This is a genomic window from Paenibacillus sp. FSL R5-0744 (assembly GCF_037972555.1).
GTDB lineage: Bacteria > Bacillota > Bacilli > Paenibacillales > Paenibacillaceae > Paenibacillus_AQ.
In genome coordinates, this window is the sequence record NZ_CP150228.1 from 1,519,534 (window position 1) to 1,544,701 (window position 25,168).

Here is a 25,168-nt window from a genome sequence, read left to right on the forward strand (position 1 = left end):
GTAGGTAGAATTTGGGTTGGAGGTGGGTTGCAGGCGACACCTTGAAGTGAAAGGCTTCTTAGAAAGGTGTAACAGAAAGCCCTAGTTTATTGGACATGAGATTTTAGAAGGATGATTAAAATCTTAGACGAGTTGATTAAGATCTTAGAAGGAATGTTGAGGGGAGGAGGAAGGGGATATGGTGGATAATCAGTATGGTGCATTTATCGATCCTCAGCTAACAGTCGGACGTTTAGGGAACGGGATATTGGACGGACTGACCTTTGCGGTGAAAGATGTGTATGCGGTAGCAGGGCACAGTTCTTCTGCTGGTAATCCAGATTGGCTGCGGAGCCACAATCCGTCTACAGAACATGCGGCAGTAGTACGTCAGTTGCTCCGATCGGGAGCGACGCTTCGAGGAGCGACTCATACGGATGAGCTGATGTACAGTCTGGGTGGTGAGAACCATCATTATGGAACGCCCATAAATCCCCGTGCCGCAGGTTGTATCCCGGGTGGTTCTTCTAGTGGATCGGCAGTAGCGGTAGCTTCAGGTAGTGTTGATTTTGCGCTCGGAACAGATACAGGTGGTTCTATTCGAGTCCCTTCCGCCTATTGCGGAGTATATGGCTTTCGCCCGACGCATGGTGCTGTGAATATGGAAGGTGTGATCCCGTTATCACCGCAATTTGATACAGTAGGCTGGATCGCTGATCGTATGGATGTGCTCCAGAAAGTGGGGGAGGTTTTACTTGGAATTGGGCGCATGGATGAAAAAGTAACGATGAGCATAGATGGAAATTTAGAATTGAGAACAGATATGAGTTTAGATATTAGTATGGAGAAAAATTTAAAGAGTATAGAAAATGGTCTCGAGAATAAGGCGAAGATGGAATTGAGGGATAATTTACAAAAGAACATAGTGGATCCTATACAAAAGAACATGGGAACTTTATTTGTTGCTACGGACTGTTGGGATTTGGTCGATCCAAAGGATGTGAGTGTTCTAGCGAATGGATTGAACCACTTGAGGACTGGTGCTGATCATTTCTTCGAAACTGAAATAGCTCCCGAAGGATTGAAGGTCTGGATGGATATTTTTCGAGAGTTACAGGGTAGTGAAATCTGGACAACCCATTGCGCCTGGATTGAGAAGGTAAAACCATTCTTTGGGCCAGATATTGCAGCACGGTTCTCTTGGGCTGCTAACTTAGCTGGCAAGGACCACGGTATCGCTCTGAATAAACGAGCGGAGATTTCTACCCAGTTGCGCCAGCTGCTGGGAGAAGATAATTGTCTTGTGATTCCGACAGTGCCTGGTACTGCACCGCTGCGTGGTGGGGATTTACGTCAATTGGAGGAGAATCGTAGTGGGGCGATGATGTTGAGTTGCATGGCTGGATTGGCAGGCCTGCCTCAAGTAACATTACCTATGCTCTCTACAAATGGACTGCCGCTGGGATTGTCGGTTATCGCCGGACATGGTCAGGATCTTCGGTTACTCTCATGGGTGAAGGAGGTTTGGCGGCGGTCTTGAGATGACGGGACTTGATGGGTTTTGAGATGATAGGTGAAATTGGTTTTAAAAAAATGATCACAATGTGATGAAGTAGGTTCAATAATGGTGTGTTAGAGTAAAAGATAAATTCAACGCTCAAAAGTTGGTTTAAGACCAGTGTTTCAGTAAACACCTCCACGTGAAGAAGAAGAACGGTATAAATCCCGCAGAACTCAAGAAATTGGCTCATATAGCTGAAAATAACGGTATAAATCCCGTAGAATGTGCGAAATTGGCTCATATAGCTGAAAATAACGGTATAAATCCCGTAGAATGCGCGAAATTGGCTCATATAGCTGAAAATAACGGTATAAATCCCGTAGAATGCATGAAATTGGCTCATATTGCGAGGAAGAAGGGCGAAAATGCCCCGGAATCCAGTAATTCCGGCGATATAGCCGGAAAGAGGGGTATAAATACCCTAGAATCCAGTAATTCCGGCCATATTACAGGAAAGAGGGGTATAAATCCCCCAAAATCCAAGAATACTGGCGATATTACCGGAAGAAGGGGTATAAATGCCCCACACCACAAAGGTCAGCCACGACACACTCGCGTTTCATCTGAACACGCAAACAAAGCACCTTCCGTGAAGAAGGTGCCAAGCCACGTCCGAGCTCTATTCTACGAATGCTTCGACTTCTATTTCTACTAACAATAGTGGATCAATAAGCGCTTTTACCTCTACCATGGTTGCTACAGGCTGAATATCTTTGAAAAATTCGCCGTGTGCTTTGCCGACTTCTTCCCAGCGTGAGATGTCTGTCACGAACATTCTTGTTCTAATTACATGCGACAAATCAGCATCTAGCTGGTTTAGCGCTTTTTCGATGGTATGTAGAATGAATTTCGTCTGCGCGTATGGATCTCCTATACCGACTATTTCCCCGTCTTGCATGGCTGTTGTTCCTGCGACTTCGATACGGTTGCCGATTCGAATGGCACGAGAATATCCAACCACCGACTCCCAGGGTGAACCCGTAAACACTTGCTTTTTACTCAAAAGATCCCCTCCAAATCCATCCTAATATTGTCCGATCTAATTATACTACTCACACAAGTGATGTGAACTAAAGATTAATGGTTCATCAGTTATGTTCACTTAGTGTTATATTAAATAACATAGTAATCGTTAAATTTTAATTTGGCTCTATCCAAAGAGGTTAATTTTAATTATAATGTTACATAAAATAACATAATGAATCAAAAATGGTTCAATTGATCCTAAAAAGGAGGGATGGCATGCATCTTACGGTTGAAGAAGCGTTGTCCATTTATCCTTTGTCCGAGGCGAAGCTTATCGCGGGGTCCAAGGGGAAACATCGAATTGTGAAATCGATTAATGTGATGGACGCACCTGATATTTCGGATTGGATCAAAGAAGGCGAGATGCTGCTAACGACAGCCTATTTAATCAAGGACAATCTGGAGGATGCCTCTGCTTTGCTGCAGACGCTGAATCGAAGGGGCTCATCGGCCTTGGGTATTAAGCTGGGACGATTTTGGGATGAAGTACCGGAGCAGCTGATCGCAGAAGCTGAGAGCCTTAACTTCCCCTTAATCCAGTTGCCGTTCCAGTTCACTTTTTCGGATCAGATGAATGGCCTGTTTCGCGCTGAGCTTAGCCGGAGCACTCACGTTCTGCAGAGCATAATGGAGAAGCAGAAAAAGCTGATGCAATTTGCCCTGCGATCTGTCCGCAGCCGTCCATTGTTTGACTCGGTGTCTGATGTGATTGGCCATTCACTTGTAGTGGTTAGCGCACGCGGGGATGTAATCTATAACAATTCTGAATACCAGACCTCACAGTTGCTGGAGGGATGGCCCTGGCAGAAACGGAATCAACGTTTTCGTGTAGAGGATCGTGCAGGTTATCGCACACCACTAATACAAGGAGAAAAGTGCTCGGGATATTTATTGTATTGTTCCATCGACCCTTTATTGCTCCCGGTGGAAGAGAGCTTGTTCGTTCAGGGTGCTGAACTTATTTCATATCATATTTACTCAGGATACGAGGATTATTTTGAACAGGCAGAACATAGGGAGTTCAGTGGATTGCTGAGACGTTGTCTAAATGGTAACTTATCTTACGCCGATTTAGCACAGGCTACGCTCGAATTGGAAATTGAACTGCTTCAGTCGCCATTTCAACTAGTATTAACTGATATTGTTGCGACTGTTGAAGAACGCCAAAGTGAGCTGCTTAGATTAAAAGAAGAATACACTGAACACCCCGTACTGCGGGATTTAAAGGCCATTCATGTGATTGTAGACCAAGGATTATTGTCCATCTATCCGGCAGCTCTTCAGAGTCCTGAGCAATTTCGAGATGTAATCCAGGCTTGTTTTGACAACCTGAAGTTTGACAAGGGGTATTATCCACGAGCTGCAATAAGTAGTTGTAAATTGAAGCCAGATGGGCTGAAGGAGGCTTTTGCGGAGGTCAAGGAATGTATGGGGATGCTTCAGTTTGAGGGAGTGCATGGGAATGTTGTGCATTATCGGCAGCTTGAGCTGTCCTTACTTCTTGGGCAAATCCCGACAGAGGTCATGGAGAAATATTGCAACGGAACGCTTAGAGGACTGCTTAGTCGTGAGCCGGAGTATGTGCGAGAAATGCTGCGGACGCTGGAGGTTTATCTAGAGAACGATGGGCATGTCAATGAGACAGCCAAAAAGTTGTTTATTCATCGGAACACGGCTACCTACCGGATCGAGAAGCTTAGTGAGCTCTTGGATGTCGATTTTAAAAAAATAAATGATCTAATGAGGCTGAAGTTAGTGTTCATGTTTCGGAGAATGCTTGGGCGGGACTAAGGTCTGGGTTGAAATGCAAACACGGAGGAGGGAGCCTCGTGAATACACATGAGATCGCAATTCATATTCAAACCCATAAGACGCCTGCGGTGCTGGCAACACTGATTGAGGTAGAGGGGCACTCGTATCGTAAACCTGGGGCAGTGATGCTGTTTTTTGAAGGGGGCACGATTGGGAGTCTGAGTCCAGGTTGTTTGGAAAGCGATCTGGAGTTACGTACCTCTGAGATATGGGAACGAGGGCTGCCCGAGATTGTGGAATACAATATGTTGTCTTCGGATGATCTGTCCTGGGGTGAGACTGTCGGCTGTGGGGGCAAAATCAAAGTGGTGCTTGAACCCGTGCAGGGTCAGCTCTACAAACTTTTGGTGCAGGTGAGTGACAGACTGGCGGCGGGAGAGCGGTTGGTTCTGTTTCGGGAGGCAGTGGAGAGGGGGTTTACTTGTAAGCTGGAGCAGGATACTGATACTTCACTGCCGCAGAGCAAGAAACATCCGAAATTATCCCACTCGGCAAAAGAAAACCTAGCGGCAGGTCGCTTTATGGCCGCTCCAGCAGAATTGACAGCATTCCATACGTCTTTCGTGCCCAAACCGCGGCTTGTGATTTTTGGTGGTGGGCTTGATGTGGTTCCGATTGCGGAACTTGCTGACAGAGTTGGCTTTCGGGTTGCGGTTGCGGATTGGCGCGAAGGAAGCTTGCACAATAAGTTTCCTCGAGCTGAACAAGTAATTTGTTCCCCTATGGAGGTTGTTCAGCGATTGGGTGTAGCTCGGGAGGATTATGTATTGATTTGCAGTCATCAACTTGGGCGGGATAGACAGTTCCTGGAGAGTGTGATTCCGCTTGCTCCTCTATATATAGGGATTATTGGTTCGAAGGCGCGGATAGCTCTTTTACTGGAAGGGCTTGAGGCCCCTGCATTTTTGCATGCGCCTGTTGGGTTGCCCATTGGTGGAGAAGGTCCGGAGGAGATTGCGGTCAGTATTATAGCGGAAATTATTCAAATTAGAAGGGTAGGCTCACGAGAACTGCCTAAAGGAGTGGATAGTATTGAAGGTAGCAGGAATATATTTGGCAGCGGGGCAGAGCAGGCGGATGGGCGTGTCCAAGGTTTCACTGAAATTATCGCAGGAGGTCTCGCTCGGGAGCGTCGCGCTTAGCGAATTGGATCGCTGCAATCTTGAACCGCTTATCGTAGTGGTGCGTGCGGATGACAACTTGGAATGGCTGCCACCCGCGATTGAACCGCAAGGATCTAGACGTACCGAAACTTGCTTAACCGCACATCTAGGATTGTCTTTTTCCCTGCGCTGCGGCCTTAATGCGGTATTACCTTTACAGCCCGATGCAGTAGTTGTGGCGCTTGCGGATCAGCCATTTATTACTACAGCATTAGTGAACCGTCTAATACAAACGTTTGAACAATCTCCGGAGATGGATTATGTCGCTAGCGTCAGCAATGGGTCGGCTATGCCCCCGGCTTTGTTCTCGAAGACGTTGTTTCCAGCACTACAGGGATTAGATGGAGATCGAGGAGCGGCGGGGATATTGCGTTCACCTGATTATAAGGGGATTGTTCTGGAATCTGAGTCTGCCCATTATTTCATGGACGCAGATACAAAAGAAGATTTTGGTGAGATTCAGGAGCAATGGATTCTGAAAAATGGAAAGTGAAGTAAAAAGTAGTCTAAAAAGTAATCTGAAATAGTGTTCCATTTCCACTTCTGGTCATATAATATGACACGAAACTCACCTTTCAAAAACCAATTAGTGCATTACACACAAAAAAAGTTCTGATTCTTATATTCATATACAAACGTATGTTATATAAATTTACGCCAAGGCCACCTCTAAGTATAGTAGAAGTACATTAATGGTTGCAGCCATGATGAGAGATGATTTGGAGGAGGAGAATTATGAAAAAAAGGGGTCAGTTCATAACATCTTGTCTTGCATTAATGGTTCTAATGACGGTGGCTTTGGTGGGGTGTGGCAGCAATAATAATACTTCTACAAATGCAACGGAGGCACCAGTGACAACTACAGCGGCAACAGAGGCAACTGCAACAACAGAACCGGCTGCAAAGAAACCGACGGTTGCTTTTGTTTATATCGGACCTCCAGGAGATGGCGGCTACACGTACCAACATGACCAAGGACGGCTGTATATGGAGAAGGAGCTGGGGATTAAAGCTGACTTTGTAGAAAATGTCCCTGAAAGTGCTGACGCCGAAAGAATCATCACAGAGCTTGCGCAATCACACGACATCGTGTTTACAACGAGCTTCGGATATATGGATTTTACATTAAATGTAGCGGGCAAATTTCCCAACGTGAAGTTCCTGCATGCTTCGGGTTACAAAACCGCAGAGAACATGGGGACCTACTTCGGGAAGAATTATCAAGCCAGCTATTTGAGCGGGATTGCAGCAGGGAAAATGACCAAAAACAATCAGCTGGGTTATGTCGGCGCTTTTCCGATCAGTGAAGTGATTTATAACTTGAATGCTTATACCCTTGGAGCACAAAGTGTCAATCCTGATGTAAAGGTGAACGTCGTATGGACGAATACATGGTATGACCCGACGACCGAACGTCAAGCGGCAATCAGCTTGCTGGATAAGGGTGCAGATGTGCTTTTGGCCTATCAGGATTCACCTGCAACACTGCAGGCTGCTGCTGAACGAGGGGCTTTTGCCGGGGGAAATGACTCGGATATGAGCAAATACGCTCCGGACAATTATTTGACGAACCCGGTATGGAATTGGGGGCCGTATTACGTAAAAGCTGTGCAGGCAGTTATGGATGGAACCTGGAAGAGCGAGCAATATTCCGGTGATATGGCTGACGGTATGGTGGAGCTGGCTCCTTTCGGGAACAAGATCCCAGATGATGTGAAAAAGCTTGTCGAAGACGCCAAAGCCAAAATTATCAGTGGTGAGCTTGAGGTTTTCACAGGTCCGATCTCAGATAATCAAGGGAATGTAAAGGTTCAGGAGGGTCAGAAGCTGACCTTGGAGGAAGTGTTGGGCATGAACTGGCTCGTAAAAGGTGTGGAAGGAACTATCCCGCAATAATGTTTAAAAATAGGGAATAAGATGTGCACAATCTATGGGTGGGGCGGGTTCCGTTAAGCGGAAACTTCCCCACCCGTACTACAACTTGAAGGAAGGAGGGGTTCAGGCCATGCTGGGAACTTCAGTTGAAATGCGGGGGATTGTGAAGAAATTCGGCTCGGTAACCGCCAGTGATCAAGTCGACTTTTCGGCAAATGCGGGTGAGATTCATGCGTTGCTTGGGGAGAATGGGGCCGGGAAGAGCACGGTGATGAGCATGCTGTCAGGGGTGTACAGAGCAGATGAAGGAGAAATCTTCATTCATGGGAAAGGTGCTCAGATCCGTTCTCCTAAAGATGCTGCGCAGCTGGGTGTAGGTATGGTGTTTCAGAACTTTAGGCTGGTGCAAAGCCTCACAGCAGCAGAAAATATCGTGCTTGGCGAAAAGTCGTCTTTCTGGCGCGGCCGTAAGTGGATGAAGAACAAACGCGAGGAGATAGAGGCATTAGCGGAACGGTTTGGACTGAATTTCCCGGTGGATCGCCCGATCTGGCAGTTGTCCGTGGGTGAGCAGCAGCGTGTTGAAATCGTTAAGACGCTGTATCGCGGGGCTGACATTATTATTCTGGATGAACCAACCTCTGTATTGACCCCGGGAGAGGTGGAACAGCTATTTGAAACGCTGCGGGTCATGAAGCAGGCAGGAAAAACGGTTATTATGACTACTCATAAAATGAAAGAGGTTATGGCGTCCTCCGATCGGATTTCCGTCATGCGCAAAGGGAAAATGATCGCCACACTGACCACGGCAGATACAGATGAACTGGAGCTGGCTCGTCTGATGGTGGGCAAGGAAGTAACCATCACCCGTCAAGAACGGGAAGCCACTGAAGGGGATTCTTTATTAGAAGTGAAAGATGTGGACGTATATGCCGATCACGGGCGAAAAGCACTGGATCACTTCTCTCTGAACGTATGTAAAGGGGAGATTGTAGGCGTAGCTGGGGTAGCTGGTAACGGGCAAAAGGAACTGGCTGAAGTGTTAACAGGTCTTAGAGGCTGGAAAAGTGGTGAAATCACGTTTGATGGAAAGACGGTGAAATCCGTTTCGGTTAGAGGGGCAATTGATTCAGGAATCTCCCACGTGCCGGAGAACCGGATGAAGAGCGGTTTAGCTGGACGCCTCGGATCGGTGGATAATCTTTTGTTTAAGTCTTACCGCTCAGAGGAGCACTCCAAATTTGGTTTCTTGAAGTCCGCGAAGAACCGTTTGTGGTCACAGGAGCTGGTCCAGCGCTTTAACGTCAAAACACCTGAGCTGGAGACGCCAGTACAACAGTTGTCAGGTGGTAATCAGCAGAAGCTGCTCTTTGCACGTGAAATCAGTCATCGGCCTAAGCTGATGGTCGCCGTTCATCCGACACAAGGGCTGGATGTAGGTGCCACGGCTGGTGTTCACGACCTTCTTATGGAGCTGCGTGGTTCAGGTAGTGGCGTGTTGTTAATTTCGGAGGATTTAGATGAATTGCTTCAGTTGTCCGACCGGATTCTAGTGATCTATAACGGCTCAATTATTGGTGAGAGTACACATGAGGAAGCGAATCGAGAGAGCATCGGACTACTAATGGCTGGTATTCATAATAGAGAGGAGAGCGCCGTATGAGCCTGGAGAATGGAAGAAATACCGCAGCAGCTTTCCTGGAACCCCTCCCCTCTCACTCCGGAAAACGATTCTCTCTACGTTTCGAATACGATGCCAGCCGCATCCGTTCTCCTTGGTGGACACCTATTGTATCTATAATTTTAGCGTTATTGTTGTGTGCCCTATTTATTGCGGCGAATGGCATGAATCCGGTGCTGGTCTATGAAAAAATGTTTCGTGGCGCATTTGGCACTGCGTATGGGCTCACGGAAACGATGGTTAAAGCGATCCCGCTACTCCTATGTGGGCTTGGGATTGCTGTGGCTTACCGCATTTCGGTATGGAATATTGGAGCAGAAGGCCAGTTAACCGTTGGGGCTATGGCGGCCACAGCGGTCACGATTTATTTTCCTGACTTACCTTCATTCTGGTCCCTGAGCTTAATGCTGCTGTTCGGGATTGCCGCGGGTGCGCTTTGGGGACTATTGACTGCTATTCCGCGGACGCATTTTGGAGTGAATGAGCTAATCACTTCATTAATGCTGAATTATGTTGCCCTATTGGCGCTCGATTACGTAGTATTCGGACCTTGGAAAGATCCTAAAGGTTTTAATTTCCCGGGATCACCTATGTTTACTGCGGCTCAGTCGCTGCCTGTTCTCGGAAGTACAAGATTGCATATTGGATTGTTATTTGGACTTATCGCCGTTGTGATTTATTACTTAATGATTCGTTTTACCAAGTGGGGTTACGAGCTCCGTCTGATTGGGGCCAATCCTGTTGCAGCCAGATACGCGGGGATTCCTATCAAGCGCCATATTATTATCGTCATGCTGATCAGTGGGGGGCTCGCCGGGATCACTGGCATGGCGGAGGTCTCCGGTGTTACACACAAGCTGATGCAGGGCATTTCACCGGGTTATGGATACACCGCCATTATCGTAGCTTGGCTGGCCAAATTGAATCCACTCGGTCTAATCGTTACTTCTATTCTATTCGGTGGCTTAATTGTTGGCGGATATAGTGTTCAAACCATCGGGTTGCCCTCTTCAATTTCAGAAATGCTGCAAGGCTCCATCCTGTTTTTCTTGATTGCTGGCGATATGATCTATCGTTTCCGCATTCGTCGTAGCCGGGTTCAGCTGAAAGGGGGGAGATAGGCGATGGATTTTACAACACAGCTACTTATTGCCGCTATTTCCGCAGGGACCCCGCTGCTGCTGGCTACGCTGGGAGGCATTCTAAATGAACGAGCCGGCATTATACAGCTTGGGGCTGAAGGTCTGATGCTGATGGGAGCGGTCACCACTTGTATCGTGTATATTCGCTCCGGAAACCTGTTGCTGGCTCTGTTGGCTACCGTAGCTGTAACGGCTGTGCTTGGTTTGCTGCATTCTTTTCTCTGTGTGACCTTGCGGGCGAATCAAACGATGTCCGGTCTTGCGATGACCTTGTTCGGTAGTGGGTTGAGCGCTTATCTTGGTAAACCGATCAGCGGCATTCCTTTGCCGGGAACCTCCCCTAAGCTGCATCTGGCTTGGCTGGAAAATGTACCGTTCATCGGAAAAATATTCGGCAACATGGATTACCTAACCTGGTTCAGCCTGCTGCTAGTGCTTGCTTTGCATCTGCTAATTCACCGCACTTCATGGGGCCTGCATTTGCGGGCAGTCGGAGACAGTCCGGCTACCGCAGATGTGATGGGGATCCGTGTGAAGCTTATCCGCTACAGCTATGTGATCACCGGTGCTGCTCTCATCGGCCTGGCCGGAGCGGATATGGTATTGGCCTACGCGCCAACCTGGAATGAAGGGCTGACAGCCGGTCGAGGCTGGATTGCGGTAGGGCTAGTGATTTTTGCCAGATGGAATCCGCTGCGCGCCTTGTTCTGCGCTTACTTTTTTGGGGCATTGGATTCACTTGGCTTCCGCATTCAATTGCTGGGCAGTGCAGTTCCGCCCTATTTTCTCAAAATGATTCCGTACCTTGTGACCATTCTGGTCCTGATGTACCTGGGGTACCGCAATCGCAACAAACCATCCGGCACACCGGAGGCGCTCGCAATTCCTTATATTCGGGAACAAAGGTTTTAAGGCAGGTTATACGAGAAGGGAAGCAGCAATCTGGTACTCAAAAAGGAGGCGGAGTGTATGGGAGTTTTACGGGAAGAGGAAGGTAGGCTACCTGAAGTAATTCAACCCCGCAGCCTGCACGAAGCTTGGGAGAGAAAAACGGCGTTTGGAGACAGTTCCCGATATGTCGCAGGAGGAACATTGCTGAGAACAGGGTGGGAAAATGGAACGGATCATATGCCCAAACAGCTGATTGATCTCAGGCAAATCCAAGGTCTTGCGGACATCATTTTAACGGAATTTCACTTATCTCTGGGCGCTCTTGTTCCACTCTCCCAGTGCCGCAGTAATGAGCATTTGCAGGCCGTGGCTCCTGCGCTGCAAGAGGCTGCACGTTGCATAGCGGCTCCGTCGGTGCGTAATCTTGCCACGCTCGGGGGCAATATCGCTTCTGGCTTCGGAGATATTCTACCTGCGTTACTGGTCTATGACGCGGAGTTAATCTCCTTTGACGGCAAATTTATGACGCCACTACCTTTGATAGAGTGGCTAAACAATCACTGGAGCGGGATAAAACCTGCGGCAGATCTTGTGGCTGAGATTCGCATCTCACCTACTCGCTTAGAGAGTCCCTTAACGGATAGGCTAGAAATTTTCCGTAAGGTTGGCCGCCGGGAAGCGTTCACCCCTTCACTTGTAACGGTAGCAATCTCAGCATCAATCGATGAGGAACTCCGTTTCGTTGAGGTGCGTATCGCCGCAGGTGGGGGCTCTGGGCGGCCGCAGCGACTAAGTAGGGCTGAAGTTATGCTTGAAGGTGTGAGGTATACAGAGGAGCTGTTGGCTTCTTTATATGAAGGGGTCGAGAACAGCTTTGAGACGTATAGTGATCCCTTTGCAACAGAACTTTACAAGAAAAAGACTGCTGGGAATTTGGTTGTATCTGAGCTGTGGAAGGCTATGAATATACGGAGTTAAGAGGTGAATAACCCGACGAAAGGAGAGAGGGAAAATGCTGCTGAATAAGGAATCCAGCGGTAGCCGCTGGCGTACACGACCTGATGGAGAGGGCAAGGTATCCGGTAAGCTGCAGTATTTGACCGACATGAGGGCAGAAGGAATGTTGATCGGCCGCGTGCTCCGCAGTGAGCAGGCACATGCTCGTATTTTGTCCATACGCATTGAGAAGGCCATTGAAGTCCCTGGTGTACACGCTGTAATCACTCATGAGGATGTGCCCGGACTTAACGGCTTTGGCATAGCTTTGCCGCATCAACCGGTATTTTGCAGTGACCGTGTGCGTTACACTGGCGATGCGATTGCGGCAGTCGCGGCAGAGACGGACGAAATTGCGGAATACGCCTTATCTCTTATCGAAGTGGATTATGAGCTTCTACCCTTACTCGATAATCCGGAAGAGGCGATGAAAAAGGACGCAATTCTGCTGCATGCCGAGGGAAACGTGCTTCATCATACGAAATATCGGAAAGGGGAGCCGGAAACGGTATTTACGGATTGCTGTCATGTGGTAGAGGAGACTTATTATACACCACGCCAAATGCACACCTATATGGAGACTGAAGGTGGACTGTTTATCCCAGAGGATAACGGACGGCTTACCGTATATTCAGCTACACAACATGGGTTGATGGATCGCCTGCAGCTATCCAGAATTCTGGCTATTCCTCAAGAAGATATTCGCGTCATCTCGAGTCCTATCGGCGGGTCCTTTGGAGGAAAAGACGAGCTGAATGTACAGCCGTATGGAGCGCTGCTCGCCTTGTGGACACTCCGTCCGGTAAGACTGCATAATTCGAGAGCTGAATCGGTACGTGCAGGACTAAAACGCCATCCCATGAAAATCACCATGAAGACTGGCTGCGACCCCGAAGGAATCATCAGGGCACATCAGGTCAGAATTATTTCGGATACGGGAGCTTACGCAACACTGGGGGCGGAGGTGCTCAACTTCGCGACAGAACATGTGATGGGCCCCTATATCATCGATCATGTGGATGTGAAGGGTTTTGCTGTATATACCAATAACGGTGTATCTGGTGAATTTCGCGGTTTTGGCGGCAATCAGGCGATTTTCGCTTTGGAGGGACAAATCGATCGGTTGGCTGAGCGATTGCAGATCGATCCGTGGGAAATGCGCCGCCGCAATTTACGTAAATATGGAGATCTGGGGCCACTGGGTCAGGAAATTGCTCAGACCGATGGTGCCTTTCAGGTGTGGGAAGCGCTGGCGGGTTCGCCTCTTATGAATGAGGCCGCATCTACAGACAGTGATTCAGGTGTTGTGGAACCTTGGATCGTAACTGGAACGGGTGCTGCTATAGCTATGCATGGTGCAGGACTTGGTTATGGTATTCCCGATCCGGCGGGTGGCAGGCTCTCTTTGACGCTAGAGGGCAAGATTGAGGCGGTGTTTGGTTACGAGGAGTTTGGTCAGGGCTTAATCGCAACCATGGAACAAATGCTGATTGAACAGTTTGGCTTGGCGGCAGAGGATCTAAGTATCGTCATTGGCGATACGGATGTTGTGCCCGATAGCGGATCTAGTACGGCTTCGCGATCAACAAGCATGATGTGGATGGCCTTGAAACGGCTGCGTCCAGACTTCACCGCTCGTATGCTCCAGGCAGCTGCGACGATAATGCCAAAGCTGGATAGCGCTGAAATGAAGCTCGGCCCTGGCGGCATTTGGCTAAAAGACGGCGGTCTGCTTCTGACTTACAAGGACTTGGCACAGCGTATTTCAGAACCCATTGTCTGTAATACAAAATTCACTTATCCAACCACACCCTTTAAAAGAGTGGGGGCACATTTCCTATACACCTATTCTGCAATCGCAGTCCGTGTGGAAGTTAATCTGCTTACAGGACGTGTTCGTGTACTGGATCAATATCATGCGGTAGCGGCGGGGCCGGTGGCTAATCCGCAAGGTTATCTCGGGCAGATCGAGGGTGGCAGCAGTATGGCGGTAGGCTTCACCTTGTCAGAGGATGCTGTGATGTCGGGCGGCAGCTATGTCACCAAAAATTTAGACACCTATTTGGTGCCGACCATTGCCGACATGAATGGCAGCATTCAGGTGCAGCCGATAGAGGATTTGCCGGATCATGACACGTACGGTCCTCGCGGCATTGGAGAGGTGGGTTCCGTCAATTTAGCTCCGGCAGTCGCGTCAGCCATATTTCAGGCTGTAGGGAAGCGGGTAACCAAGCTGCCCATTGATCCCGAATGGCTGCAGTCTACACCGTTTATTCCACAAAAGGTGGTGAACATCCATGTCGAGCCATAATTCAGATCCCAATCTAGATGAAGATAACCTTGCCCCCTTATCGTCTGAGGAAGCTTTTGCAGAAGAGAGGTTCACCTTTAATTGCAATCTTAATGGCAAAGCGATATCCACGGAGATTCCACCCTCCCGCAGGCTTTTAAAGGTCATACGTGAAGATTTGGAGCTGACCGGCACAAAACGTTCTTGTGAGATTGGCCGCTGCGGGGCATGTATGGTGCTGGTGGATGGACGTCCAGTGAATTCATGTCTGGTCATGGCCTATCAATGCTCAGGTGCGGAAATTACAACGATTGAGGGTCTTAGTGAAGTAGGCCTGCATCCCGTTCAGCGGGCTTTTTTAGAAGAGGGGGGGTTCCAATGCGGTTATTGTACACCAGGGATGGTTATCTCGGTGGTTGCTCTGCTGGAAGAGAACCCGCATCCTACTCAGGCTGAAGTGGAAGAAGCTTTATCGGGTAACATTTGTCGCTGTACGGGGTACGGGGGTATTTTACGAGCTGTAAACAAAGCTATTGGAGGTTGAGTGGATGGCTGTTTCTGAAGGCAGGATTACGTTGGAAGAGATAAATGCCATGAGTATAACGGATTTTGTGAAGCATCTAGGCGGCATTTTTGAACATTCACCGTGGGTAGCAGAGGAGGCTTTTAAGCAGATTCCATTCCATTCTTTAGAGCATTTGCATAGCACCATGATGCAGACCCTACTGAGTGCTGACCGGAGCCGAATGGAGGGACTATTAAAAGCTCACCCAGATTTGGCGACTAGGCTTCAAGTTACGGCTTTGTCTGCCTCAGAGCAGCAGGGAGCTGGACTGGATCGGCTAACAACGGAAGAGTTCAATCTATTAAATGATCTGAATCGAAAGTATACGGACAAATTTCATTTCCCTTTTATTCTAGCTGTTCGTGGCAAAAACAAAGATGACATTATCAGCGCCATTGGAGTGCGAGTAGAGCGTTCCCCTCAGGAGGAATGGATTCAAGCCTTTTCTGAAGTCGGTACAATTACGAGATTTCGCCTAAGTGATTTAATTATTTAATTATTCATTCATCATAAACGGGGAGGGTGTCAGCCATGCTGGAACCAATTAACGGACGTACAATGTTTTATGGGAAAAGTGATGTGTTAACTTATCGTACCTATGCTAAACCGCTGGCCGTTACCCCCGTTCCCGAATCTTCCTTCACGGGCTGCGACAACATTATATTCGCACATAATATTACATTCGCGGTCACGGGCGAAGCGTTTCTTCCTTCTTTTTCAGAGGGGGATAATTCCATGGTTGTTGCTACCGATTCTATGAAAAATTTCATCCTGCGCAATACCGCGGACTACACTGGAAGCACAACGGAGGGGCTACTGCAGCTTCTAAGCAGCCGTTTTCTCGATAAATACGATCATGTCACCGCAGTTTCAGTTTCCGCAGACCGGTTACCTTTTGAACAGGTGATGGTGCCCGGGGTTGAGGGGCTTAAACAGAGTCATTTAGTACTGCGTCACTCCAATAATGAATCTTATTCGGCTTCGTTAACTATAAAACGTGGAGAGAATGGGACTGAGGTTATCGCTCATGAATGCCGATTGAAGGATTTACAGCTGATAAAAGTGAGTGGAAGCTCGTTTTATGGATTCGTCCGTGATGAGTATACAACATTGCCGGAGAGCTTTGACCGTCCGCTTTATATTTTTCTGAATATTAACTGGACCTACAGTGATGTTCAGCATGCTCTGGATGGAGATCTAGGCCAATATGTGGCATCGGAGCAGGTTCGCGATATCGCCCATAACGCTTTTCATGAGCTGAACAGTCCATCAATCCAATCGTTGATTTATCAAATTGGGCTGCGCGTATTGTCCCGTTTTCCACAGCTGGCTACCGTTTCATTTGAGTCCAATAACCGGACTTGGGAAACCATTGTTGAGCCTGAAGAAACTAAAGGTGGAGTCTTCACCGAACCTCGTCCACCCTATGGTTTTCAGGGCTTTTCTGTCAGCCGTGCAGATCTGGCCGGAGAGACAGCGTAATGAGCGGGCGTCTTACCACCCATGTGCTGGATCTGTCGCGGGGGATTCCTGCTACAGGTCTGACGCTTCAGCTCTGGAAGCTTACGGATGGGATGAGCAAGCTTCTGTGTGAAGAAGTCACGAACAGTGACGGGAGGCTGGATGCTCCGCTGCTGGAGGGAAACGAAATGGAGTCTGGATGTTACGAGCTGCTGTTTATGGTTGGCGATTACTACCGTAGAGTGGATGCCAAAGCGTCAGCAGACACTCAACGTGAGATGCCTTTTTTTCTAGAACAGATACCTATTCGCTTTCATATAGAGAGCTCCATGCAACACTACCATGTACCTTTGCTAGTAGCACCTGGTGGATATAGTACGTATCGGGGAAGTTAAGAGAAAGTTGACGACCGGAGGAGGTGGCAGCTCATGAAGGAATCCTATGAACTTGTGATTAAGAACGGGAATGTAGTGCTGCCCGATCAGGTACTCAAGCTGGATATTGCAGTATCAGAGGGTAAGATTGTCGCACTTGGAGAGGAACTTTCGCTTGCGCCGCTAACCAAAGTCATCGACGCAGAGGGGTTCTATGTGCTCCCCGGTATGATTGATATGCATGTCCACTTTAATGAGCCAACGTTTGGACATTGGGAAGGCTTTCGCAGCGGTTCTGCGGCGCTGGCAGCTGGCGGCTGCACAACCTATGCAGATATGCCGCTTAACGGCAATCCACCTACTGTGAACGAGGCTGCGCTTCGTCAAAAGGTAGATGCTGCGGCTGGAAACTCTGCCGTTGATTATGTGCTGTGGGGTGGTCTCGTTCCCGGAAATCTGGATGATTTAGAAGTTTTGGCAGCCGCTGGCGTCACTGGGTTTAAAGCCTTTCTCTCCAATCCTGGAGGGGAGGGCGAAGGCAGATTCCGTGAAGTGGATGAGGATACACTCTATCAAGGGATGCAGCGAATCGCTTCTCTGGGCGGGATTCTGGCGCTGCATGCAGAAAGTGAGGCTATCACGGCGGTGTTGACCGCAGATGCAGTGCGAAATGGCAGAACCAGCGCAAGTGATTTTGCGGCTTGCCGCCCTGCTGAAGCAGAGCTGGAGGCAGTGTCCAGGGCGCTGCTGTACAGTGAACGTACGGGCTGCCGGTTGCATTTTGTTCATATCAGCACGGCCGCCGCCATTGAGAAAATCTATGAAGCTAAGCTTCGAGGTCTGGACGTTTCGGCAGAAACCTGTCCACATTATCTGGTGCTCACTGAAAATGATATGGAGGCTTTAGGCCCTGTGGCGAAGTGTGCGCCTCCGCTGCGAAGTGCGGTGGAGCAGGATAAGTTATGGGAGATGCTGGCCCAAGGCAAAATCGATCTGATTGCTTCGGATCATTCCCCCTGTCCAGCGGAATTGAAGGTGAAGCCGGACTTGTCTTTTTTTGCAGCTTGGGGTGGGATCTCGGGTGCGCAGAGCAGTCTGGAGCTTATGTTCCATGAAGGCGTGAATGTGCGGGGTTTGGATGTTACATTAATTTCCAGTCTGCTTGCAGGGCAACCCGCAAAACGTTTTGGAATAGAGCATCGTAAAGGCGCTATAGCCCTAGGTCTAGATGCCGATCTAGTTCTGCTGAATCCAAGCACAACCTATACGCTGACTGCGGAGGATTTATTGTATCGCCACAAGCACAGCCCTTACATCGGAAGAACTTTATCCTGCAAGGTAGTTGCTACGATCTGTCGCGGGAATGTGATCTATACCTCTGAAGAAGGAATGATCAGTGAGGGGGGTGGACAGTGGCTGCGAATTAGGAAGGAGCAGTACAGCCTATGAATGATTCCAGAGTTCAAGCTTCGACTCAGAAACTGCTGGAGCTGCTGGAGGAGCTGGCGGCATTCAGCACACCTGGGCCAGGAGTTACTAGACTGCTATATACGGAGGAATGGAGCCGGGCGCAGATTTTTTTGCAGGAAAAAATGGCTGGGCTCGGCTTAGAAGTTTCCATAGACAAGGTTGGCAATGTATATGGACGATTGAGTGGATGCAATCCGCAGCAAAAGGTTATTTTAACCGGATCGCATATCGATACTGTAGTCAATGGCGGAAAATATGATGGTGCCTATGGGATCGCTGCGGCTATGATTGCGCTTCAAGATTTGCAGAGGAACTTTGGCCAGCCGCAGCGGACGCTTGAGGTCGTATCTTTTTGTGAAGAAGAGGGGAGCCGATTTCCGCTTGCTTATTGGGGTTCGGGCCATGTCACGGAAAGGTATGACGGAAGCGAGGCCGAGACCTGTATGGATGCAGAGGGAGTGACGTTACAGGCAGCAATGACGGAATCCAGCTTTTTGCAAGGTGTAACAGATGAGAATGGAGCCAGAAATGATATTGGCGCTTTTGTAGAGCTGCACATTGAGCAGGGAATTATTCTGGAGAAGACGGACACTCAGATAGGCGTAGTTCAGGGGATTGTTGGCCAGAGACGATATGTGGTCAAGGTCAGTGGTATTGCTAATCATGCGGGCACGACACCGATGTTGATGCGGCAGGATGCACTGGCTAGTGCGGTTGAAATGCTGTACTTGCTTGAAAGCTCTGCTAAAAAGGCTGGTGAACCTCTTGTGGCAACCTCGGGCAAGCTTGAGGTGTATCCGAATACGCCAAATGTGATCCCGGGTGAGGTTCTTTTTACACTAGATATCCGCCATAGTGAAGAGGACGAACTGGAACGTTTCTGTGAGAAGCTTCTTGCGGAATGTAATGAAATTGCTGTTAAACGTGGGGTGACTCTTGAGGTTACATCCGTGCTCCACACAGTCCCTGCGCCTATGGATACGAAGCTATCTGCGATGCTGGAAAATATCTGCCGCCAACAGGGGAAGACGTACCGCATGATGGTAAGTGGAGCGGGACATGACGCCCAACTGTTTGCGCCGCGTTGCCCTACTGCGATGATTTTTGTACCCAGTCGTGCGGGTATCAGCCATTCACCGGAAGAGTATACATCCCCCGAGCAGCTTGCGGCTGGGCTTGAGGTTCTGACTGCGATGTTATATGAGTTAGCTTATTAAAAAGAGTTCGCAGAACTTTAAAATATAAGGAAGTATATGTTTTACTCTATACTTTATCCTTATATTTCTCGCTGAAACGGAGCCCGTCCCTTAAAGGACGGCATAGCCGTTTCTACTTGAATGGAGGATCATCATGAAGCGATACGAAGATTTGTCGCCGTCCCAACGCTGTATTATGACTCCTGGTCCGGTCGAGGTAGATCCGCGTGTACTGCGGGCGATGTCTTTTCCGGTGCTGGGTCAGTTTGATCCAGAGTTCACCTCTATTATGAATGAAACGATGGAAATGCTGCGGGAGCTGTTTGCTACTCGTAATTCATGGGCCTACCCTATAGATGGGACCTCTCGCGCTGGTATTGAGGCGGTGATGGTCAGCTTAATCCTGCCGGGGGAACGTGTGCTGATTCCGATCTTTGGCCGCTTCGGACACCTGCTTCATGAGATTGCCGAACGTTGTGGCACTGAGGTATTCGTTCTGGAAAAGCCATGGGGAAGTGTGTTTGAACCGGAGGAAGTGATAGCGGCTATGGAGACTTTTAAGCCAAATGTGGTAGCGATGGTGCATGGTGAGACCTCTACAGGACGGGTGCAGCCACTCGCGGAAATTGGTAAAGCCTGCCGCCGAATGGATGCTCTTTTCATAGTTGACGCAGTTGCAACTCTTGGGGGCATTCCTGTCGAAACGGATGCTTGGATGCTGGATGCGGTCGTAGGAGGTACACAGAAATGCCTGTCCGTCCCCTCCGGTATGGCACCAATAACATATAATGACCGCGCTGAGGCTAAGCTTATGTCCCGTAAACGAGTAGAACGTGGGATTAGAATCAGCGATGTTCAGCCTGGTGAGTTGTCTTTTGTCCGCAGCAACTATTTCGATCTTGGCATGCTTCAGGATTATTGGAGCCCGCAACGTCTCAATCATCATACAGAGATGACCTCTATGCTCTATGCACTTCGGGAGGGCTTGCGACTTGCGCTTGAAGAAGGAATGGATGCCAGATTCGCCAGACATCAGCTCCATGAAAAGGCACTTATAGCTGGATTAACAGCGATGGGGCTTGAACTTTACGGGGAGCCGTCCTGCAAACTTACCGTTGTTACCTGTGTGCTGATTCCTGAGGGCATAGACGGGGAATCTGTACGCACGCTGCTGCTGGAGCGGTTCGGCATTGAAATTGCCAGCTCCTTTGGACCTCTGAAAGGAAAGATTTGGCGCATTGGCACGATGGGCTTTAGCTGCCGTACGAATAATGTGCTGCGTTTGCTTGGAGCTTTGGAAGCAGCGTTGCTGCGACACGGATTTGAAGTTTTTTACGGACTTGGTGTTCAAGCGGCACTTGACGTATATGAGGAAAACGTAAGATAATCGTTGGAATAGATGCTGGCGGGTGAGTTCATACCAGGGGCATGTCCGGAGTGTTGGACAATCTTTGGATTAAGAAAACGGCTATCATCTACAGGGATGACGGAGCCGTTTTTTCGTACAATATCAGATTTGCCAACTATGATATCAACACAGCCGATGGTTAAGCAATCCTCTATTATTATGAATCTATTCACTACATCAAGAACGCACTTGGATACTAACGGGGGAGAGATGAAAATGACAACTTTTACAAGAAAGCCTTTAGCAGATTGTGTACCTGAGCTTGTGGCTACGGCAAGAGGCGATAAACCGGCAACACTAGTAATTACAGGTGGAAAGCTGGTTAATGTATGCTCTGGTGAAATTTTAGAAGGAATGTCTGTTGGTATACAAGGTGGACGTATCGCTTATGTTGGTAAAGATGTGACACATATGATTGGTGAAGGAACGCAGGTTATTGAGGCGAACGGTAAGTATATAGCTCCGGGACTACTCGATGGCCATTGTCATATTGAGAGCACACAGCTGACCGTTACTGAATTCTCCCGTGCGGTTCTGCCGCTGGGTACAACAGGTGGTTTCTTTGATGCTCATGAGATTGCTAATGTATTTGGGCTGAAGGGGATTCAATTGATGCTCGATGAGATGCGGGGAACACCGTTAGCGGCTTACATGCAGGTGGCTTCTTGTGTGCCTGCGGCAGGTGCGGAATTCGAGACAACGGGAGCTTCTATTGGACCAGAAGAAGTGGCAGAAGCCTTTACTTGGGGACCCGATGTGATTGCGCTGGGTGAAGTGATGAATTTTCCTGGCGTTGTTTATGGCGATGAGAAAATGCTTGGCGAAATTCAAGCTACGCTGCGGGCAGGCAGATTTGTAGATGGTCATTTCACATGGCCTTCCAGCGACTGGAGACTGCCCGTGTATGCTGCGGCAGGGGTGACTGGCGATCATGAGTGTGTGACGGCAGACGATGTGATTGAGCGCGTTCGACTGGGGATGTATGCCAAAATGCGCCGGGGTTCCGCTTGGCATGATGTGGCTAAAACAATTACGGCCCATACAGAACACGGCATTGATACACGCCGAATGATGCTGGTAACGGATGATCGTAGTTCGGAATCCTTACGAGATGAAGGGCATATGAATTTCGTCCTGCGTGATGCTATTGCTCAAGGTGTTAAGCCTATAACGGCTATCCAAATGGCTACCATTAATACTGCTGAACGCTTTGGTTTAGCGCGGGATATCGGATCTATTACTCCGGGTTCTTTTGCAGATATCATCCTTTTAGACGGGAATTTGGCGGATATTAATGTGGTGCTGACAATTGCCGCAGGTGTAGTAGTTGCGGAGAACGGAGTAATGACGGCAGAACTTGCTAAATTCACTTATCCGGAGGAAGTGTTGGCTTCGGTTCATTTGCCACAGCGTCCTACTTCAGAAGATTTCATCATTGCTGCTCCAATTCAAACAGGTGAACTTACTACAAGAGTTATTAAAGTAAGAGAAAATCATGTGGAGACTATTGAGCGTATGGTTTCGATACCTGTAGTGGAGGGGCGACTGGATGTAAATGCTATAGAAGGTTTGTGCAAAATCGCAGTGCTCGAACGTCATAAAGGTACAGGCAATAAATCAGTGGCCGTTGTTGAAGGCATTGGATTTAAAGAGCCGGCTGCCATTGCAATGACGGTTGCTCACGATAGTCATAATGTACTCGTCATCGGCAATGATGATGAGTTAATGGCTAAAGCTGCAAATGCGGTGGCGGATGCCCAGGGTGGTGTTTGCATGATCACATCCAGTGGGGAAACATTATTCCCGTTGGCTATTGCAGGTCTAATGTCCACGGAACCGTTCGAAATTGCTGCTGCAAAATCAGCTGCGATCAGCAAAGCGCTATATGATGCTGGCTGTACTTTGAACTACGCATTTATGACTTTATCGCTGCTTGCATTGGCGGTTATCCCGACGCTACGCATCACGGATAAAGGACTTGTTCGGATCTCGCCTGAAGGAATACAGTTAGTGCCATTGTTTGTTTAAGTAAAGTTAACTGATTAATAACTAGGCAAAAGACTGTTTTGAGGTCGATGATGACCATTCAGAACAGTTTTTTGTTGTGAAGTTAAGAAAGACTAAGTTTTTAAATATAAATATTAAACAGATGGACAAAGATTGAAACATTTTTCTGTGGAATTAATGAAAAAATATTAACAAAGCGTAGTCAGTTGACGATAATAATGTTAAATTAGATAAAAATTAAAGTGATTGGATAGAGTTAATTTTACATTATTGGCATTTAACGAAATTATAGATATCATCAGGTTTCAGGTAACCCAACTAAGAGGGACGAGGTGCATGAGAGATGATCAGACTAGAAACGCAAGACATTCTGAATATTAGCATGAAGCAAATTGCTACTATTTTTAAAATGAAGCCGCTTGAGCTGAGATTTGTCACTGATTTTCAGGGTGAGAAATATCTCTTAACCAATGATAAGCTACACCTCAGCAATCAGCAGTACTGGGCGAAGGTTATGGAATGTGTCTTTGATGATCATGTTAGACCTGTGCTAATGTGTGAGGTGTTATATTTCCTGCGTAACGAATTTCTGGAAAGTGATATCAAGATATGCTTCTCTTATGATTATGCAGAGAATGGGAATGGAGAAGCCACTGCAACCGCTGAAGTATCTTTTAATGATTCAGCTGATTTGCAGCCAAGTGAGATTGCCGAGCTGATCGATTTTGCGTTGACCTTACAGGACAAGCAATGGTTCCATGAACTGACTACTAAATATAAGCAGCTTACAGCATAAGCATCTTAGTTATCCTTAGATCCTATGAACGGACATAACAAACCGTCTTATCTCAGCAGAGAATATCTGCGGACAAGACGGTTTTTTTGTATTACCAGCCCATGGCATTTCGTTCAATATGCTGAGCCAGAAATTGAAGCCAGTCCTCATGATTATTCAAGCAGGGGATCGCAGTGAAGTCTTCAGCATGTCCTCCTCCAGCCTCAAATTGCTCGCGCCCTTCTATGGCTAGCTCGTGCAGCGTTTCCAGACAATCCGTTACAAGTCCCGGTGAGAAAATCAAAGGCTTATGAATTCCGCGTTCCGCTAGCTTTCCCAAAACATCTGCTGTAGAGGGACCTACCCATTCTTCGCGTCCGAAGCGTGATTGAAAAGTAAGCTGCCAGCGTTCAGGCTCCCAATTCATAGCTGAAGCGAGAAGACGCGCAGTTTCCATACATTGCTCTGGATAGGGATCGCCTGTATCTGCATATCGTTTGGGGATTCCGTGAAAGGTCAGTACAAAAAAATCAGGATTAGAGCTAAGAAGTTCCATTTGCTGCAGTAAATGCGACTTCATGGCTGAAATATAACCGGGTTCATTATAATAAGCATCCATAAATCTGAGAGCAGGAATAAGGCGCTTTGTTACCGGCCCAGTGGAGCTTTGTCGTCCTAGTGCAGCAAAACTCGCTTGATCGAAGACAGATGCCGTCGTAGTGGACGAATATTGCGGGAATAGCGGCACAATGATGATGCGTGTGACTCCATTTGCTTCCAATGTGCTCATCGCTTGTTCCATACTTGGTTCGCTATATGCTAAGCCAAGCTCTACTTGATACCGAGAACCTAGAAGCGCTTGCAAACCAGATCGCTGAGCTAATGAGTGGAGGAGTAAAGGTGATCCTTCTGTTGTCCAGATTTGTCTGTACAGCTCAGCCGACCGCCGAGGACGTGTACGCAGAATAACGCCTCGCAGCAGAGGTTGCCAGAGCAGTGGGGAATAATCTATGATTCGGCGGTCGGATAAAAAACGTTTCAGATAAGGACGTACCGCCTTTGCAGTAGGTGCAGTAGGTGTGCCAATTTGGGCGAGAATAACTCCAATAGGTGGCTGTTTGTTCAAAGCTTTGAACTCCTTTCCCATGTTAGAGATCGTTCTAAAATAACATATCTATTCTTGGATACACAATAATCGAGATCACGTTATCTACTTTGGGAATAGGAAGTGGGTTTATTTGTTTGGAGAAAATAATGAAAAATCACATTTAAGAGCAAATAGTGATGTTTCTTATAGGGTATGTGATTTTAGATACAGAGGAATTGCGGAAAAGTTTGGTAGTATCAAACCAGAAATTGATTAAAAAAGCGCCTTCATTTTTTTCTGATATTATATGTGAATTATTTCACCTTTGATGCGGTTTATTGTAAAAAGGAATGAATAGATTTAAGGCATTATTTTTTGGAAAGTGACGGTTCGCGCATAGGTGTGAGAG

The 25,168-nt window shown here is 47.9% G+C and carries 23 protein-coding genes; 21 read left to right on the forward strand and 2 right to left on the reverse strand.

Annotated elements, in window-relative coordinates; all coding sequences use genetic code 11:
• The first annotated feature begins 181 nt into the window (after positions 1 to 181).
• Both MKY19_RS06755 and MKY19_RS06760 read left to right on the forward strand, forming a co-directional pair.
• On the forward strand, positions 182 to 1,519 hold the full coding sequence (locus MKY19_RS06755; RefSeq protein ID WP_339804198.1) for an amidase family protein: 1,338 nt from the start codon (positions 182 to 184) through the stop codon (positions 1,517 to 1,519).
• Between the two features lie 160 nt (positions 1,520 to 1,679).
• Positions 1,680 to 2,195, forward strand: coding sequence for a hypothetical protein (locus MKY19_RS06760; RefSeq protein ID WP_339801417.1), 516 nt, complete (start codon positions 1,680 to 1,682; stop codon positions 2,193 to 2,195).
• Here the strand turns inward: MKY19_RS06760 and MKY19_RS06765 are convergent.
• Positions 2,160 to 2,543: a RidA family protein gene (locus MKY19_RS06765; RefSeq protein WP_339269485.1), complete on the reverse strand. Its 384-nt coding sequence runs from the start codon at positions 2,541 to 2,543 to the stop codon at positions 2,160 to 2,162. The genes MKY19_RS06760 and MKY19_RS06765 overlap by 36 nt on opposite strands.
• A 239-nt stretch (positions 2,544 to 2,782) precedes the next feature.
• On the opposite strand from MKY19_RS06765, the gene MKY19_RS06770 reads away from it, so the two are divergent.
• The 18 genes from MKY19_RS06770 (at position 2,783) to MKY19_RS06855 (ending at position 23,693) form a co-directional block, all read left to right on the forward strand.
• Positions 2,783 to 4,357 carry a PucR family transcriptional regulator gene (locus MKY19_RS06770; protein WP_339269487.1) on the forward strand — a complete coding sequence of 525 codons (1,575 nt, stop codon included), beginning with the start codon at positions 2,783 to 2,785 and terminating at the stop codon, positions 4,355 to 4,357.
• Between the two features lie 38 nt (positions 4,358 to 4,395).
• A complete protein-coding gene (locus tag MKY19_RS06775; RefSeq protein ID WP_339801422.1) occupies positions 4,396 to 5,520 on the forward strand; it encodes an XdhC family protein in 1,125 nt (374 codons plus the stop codon).
• On the forward strand, positions 5,462 to 6,034 hold the full coding sequence (locus MKY19_RS06780; protein WP_339801425.1) for an NTP transferase domain-containing protein: 573 nt from the start codon (positions 5,462 to 5,464) through the stop codon (positions 6,032 to 6,034). Before MKY19_RS06775 ends, MKY19_RS06780 begins: the two co-directional genes overlap by 59 nt.
• 242 nt (positions 6,035 to 6,276) lie before the next feature.
• On the forward strand, positions 6,277 to 7,437 hold the full coding sequence (locus tag MKY19_RS06785; RefSeq protein WP_339801428.1) for a BMP family ABC transporter substrate-binding protein: 1,161 nt from the start codon (positions 6,277 to 6,279) through the stop codon (positions 7,435 to 7,437).
• 109 nt (positions 7,438 to 7,546) lie between these two features.
• A complete protein-coding gene (locus MKY19_RS06790) occupies positions 7,547 to 9,079 on the forward strand; it encodes an ABC transporter ATP-binding protein (RefSeq protein ID WP_339801431.1) in 1,533 nt (510 codons plus the stop codon).
• Entirely contained in the window at positions 9,076 to 10,218 is a 1,143-nt protein-coding gene (locus MKY19_RS06795) for an ABC transporter permease (protein WP_339801434.1), read from the forward strand. Before MKY19_RS06790 ends, MKY19_RS06795 begins: the two co-directional genes overlap by 4 nt.
• Positions 10,219 to 10,221: 3 nt before the next feature.
• A complete protein-coding gene (locus MKY19_RS06800; RefSeq protein ID WP_339801437.1) occupies positions 10,222 to 11,151 on the forward strand; it encodes an ABC transporter permease in 930 nt (309 codons plus the stop codon).
• Between the two features lie 57 nt (positions 11,152 to 11,208).
• Positions 11,209 to 12,108 (forward strand): FAD binding domain-containing protein, encoded by a 900-nt coding sequence (locus tag MKY19_RS06805; protein ID WP_339801439.1) that lies wholly within the window; start codon positions 11,209 to 11,211, stop codon positions 12,106 to 12,108.
• A 34-nt stretch (positions 12,109 to 12,142) separates the two neighbouring features.
• Positions 12,143 to 14,437: a xanthine dehydrogenase subunit D gene (gene pucD / locus MKY19_RS06810; RefSeq protein ID WP_339801443.1), complete on the forward strand. Its 2,295-nt coding sequence runs from the start codon at positions 12,143 to 12,145 to the stop codon at positions 14,435 to 14,437.
• Complete coding sequence (locus MKY19_RS06815) at positions 14,424 to 14,960, forward strand: (2Fe-2S)-binding protein (RefSeq protein ID WP_339801446.1); 537 nt, start codon at positions 14,424 to 14,426, stop codon at positions 14,958 to 14,960. The genes pucD and MKY19_RS06815 overlap by 14 nt, the downstream gene beginning before the upstream one ends.
• Positions 14,961 to 14,964: 4 nt before the next feature.
• Positions 14,965 to 15,477 carry a 2-oxo-4-hydroxy-4-carboxy-5-ureidoimidazoline decarboxylase gene (uraD, locus tag MKY19_RS06820; RefSeq protein ID WP_339801451.1) on the forward strand — a complete coding sequence of 171 codons (513 nt, stop codon included), beginning with the start codon at positions 14,965 to 14,967 and terminating at the stop codon, positions 15,475 to 15,477.
• 35 nt (positions 15,478 to 15,512) lie between these two features.
• Positions 15,513 to 16,463 (forward strand): factor-independent urate hydroxylase, encoded by a 951-nt coding sequence (pucL, locus tag MKY19_RS06825; RefSeq protein WP_076218309.1) that lies wholly within the window; start codon positions 15,513 to 15,515, stop codon positions 16,461 to 16,463.
• Positions 16,463 to 16,837, forward strand: coding sequence for a hydroxyisourate hydrolase (gene uraH / locus MKY19_RS06830; protein WP_339801455.1), 375 nt, complete (start codon positions 16,463 to 16,465; stop codon positions 16,835 to 16,837). Before pucL ends, uraH begins: the two co-directional genes overlap by 1 nt.
• A gap of 33 nt (positions 16,838 to 16,870) precedes the next feature.
• Positions 16,871 to 18,265 carry an allantoinase gene (locus tag MKY19_RS06835; RefSeq protein ID WP_339801458.1) on the forward strand — a complete coding sequence of 465 codons (1,395 nt, stop codon included), beginning with the start codon at positions 16,871 to 16,873 and terminating at the stop codon, positions 18,263 to 18,265.
• On the forward strand, positions 18,262 to 19,503 hold the full coding sequence (allC, locus tag MKY19_RS06840; protein WP_339801462.1) for an allantoate deiminase: 1,242 nt from the start codon (positions 18,262 to 18,264) through the stop codon (positions 19,501 to 19,503). The genes MKY19_RS06835 and allC overlap by 4 nt, the downstream gene beginning before the upstream one ends.
• A 133-nt stretch (positions 19,504 to 19,636) precedes the next feature.
• Positions 19,637 to 20,869 carry an alanine--glyoxylate aminotransferase family protein gene (locus tag MKY19_RS06845; protein ID WP_339801465.1) on the forward strand — a complete coding sequence of 411 codons (1,233 nt, stop codon included), beginning with the start codon at positions 19,637 to 19,639 and terminating at the stop codon, positions 20,867 to 20,869.
• A 231-nt stretch (positions 20,870 to 21,100) separates the two neighbouring features.
• Positions 21,101 to 22,918, forward strand: coding sequence for an adenine deaminase C-terminal domain-containing protein (locus tag MKY19_RS06850; RefSeq protein WP_339804200.1), 1,818 nt, complete (start codon positions 21,101 to 21,103; stop codon positions 22,916 to 22,918).
• Positions 22,919 to 23,240: 322 nt separating this feature from the next.
• A complete protein-coding gene (locus MKY19_RS06855; protein WP_339269512.1) occupies positions 23,241 to 23,693 on the forward strand; it encodes an IDEAL domain-containing protein in 453 nt (150 codons plus the stop codon).
• A gap of 91 nt (positions 23,694 to 23,784) precedes the next feature.
• On the opposite strand, the gene hemH is transcribed toward MKY19_RS06855, so the two are convergent.
• Positions 23,785 to 24,798 (reverse strand): ferrochelatase, encoded by a 1,014-nt coding sequence (gene hemH / locus MKY19_RS06860; RefSeq protein WP_339801469.1) that lies wholly within the window; start codon positions 24,796 to 24,798, stop codon positions 23,785 to 23,787.
• Between the two features lie 112 nt (positions 24,799 to 24,910).
• Here hemH and MKY19_RS06865 point away from each other — a divergent pair, with 112 nt between their 5' ends.
• Complete coding sequence (locus tag MKY19_RS06865; protein WP_339269515.1) at positions 24,911 to 25,036, forward strand: hypothetical protein; 126 nt, start codon at positions 24,911 to 24,913, stop codon at positions 25,034 to 25,036.
• The last annotated feature ends 132 nt before the right edge of the window (positions 25,037 to 25,168 follow it).

Coding starts and splice junctions, on each gene's coding strand:
- MKY19_RS06770 (WP_339269487.1), top strand. CDS start 2,783: ATGCATCTTACGGTTGAAGAAGCGTTGTCCATTTATCCTTTGTCCGAG.
- MKY19_RS06785 (WP_339801428.1), top strand. CDS start 6,277: ATGAAAAAAAGGGGTCAGTTCATAACATCTTGTCTTGCATTAATGGTT.
- MKY19_RS06790 (WP_339801431.1), top strand. CDS start 7,547: ATGCTGGGAACTTCAGTTGAAATGCGGGGGATTGTGAAGAAATTCGGC.
- MKY19_RS06795 (WP_339801434.1), top strand. CDS start 9,076: ATGAGCCTGGAGAATGGAAGAAATACCGCAGCAGCTTTCCTGGAACCC.
- MKY19_RS06800 (WP_339801437.1), top strand. CDS start 10,222: ATGGATTTTACAACACAGCTACTTATTGCCGCTATTTCCGCAGGGACC.
- MKY19_RS06805 (WP_339801439.1), top strand. CDS start 11,209: ATGGGAGTTTTACGGGAAGAGGAAGGTAGGCTACCTGAAGTAATTCAA.
- pucD (WP_339801443.1), top strand. CDS start 12,143: ATGCTGCTGAATAAGGAATCCAGCGGTAGCCGCTGGCGTACACGACCT.
- MKY19_RS06815 (WP_339801446.1), top strand. CDS start 14,424: ATGTCGAGCCATAATTCAGATCCCAATCTAGATGAAGATAACCTTGCC.
- uraD (WP_339801451.1), top strand. CDS start 14,965: ATGGCTGTTTCTGAAGGCAGGATTACGTTGGAAGAGATAAATGCCATG.
- pucL (WP_076218309.1), top strand. CDS start 15,513: ATGCTGGAACCAATTAACGGACGTACAATGTTTTATGGGAAAAGTGAT.
- uraH (WP_339801455.1), top strand. CDS start 16,463: ATGAGCGGGCGTCTTACCACCCATGTGCTGGATCTGTCGCGGGGGATT.
- MKY19_RS06835 (WP_339801458.1), top strand. CDS start 16,871: ATGAAGGAATCCTATGAACTTGTGATTAAGAACGGGAATGTAGTGCTG.
- allC (WP_339801462.1), top strand. CDS start 18,262: ATGAATGATTCCAGAGTTCAAGCTTCGACTCAGAAACTGCTGGAGCTG.
- MKY19_RS06845 (WP_339801465.1), top strand. CDS start 19,637: ATGAAGCGATACGAAGATTTGTCGCCGTCCCAACGCTGTATTATGACT.
- MKY19_RS06850 (WP_339804200.1), top strand. CDS start 21,101: ATGAAAATGACAACTTTTACAAGAAAGCCTTTAGCAGATTGTGTACCT.
- MKY19_RS06855 (WP_339269512.1), top strand. CDS start 23,241: ATGATCAGACTAGAAACGCAAGACATTCTGAATATTAGCATGAAGCAA.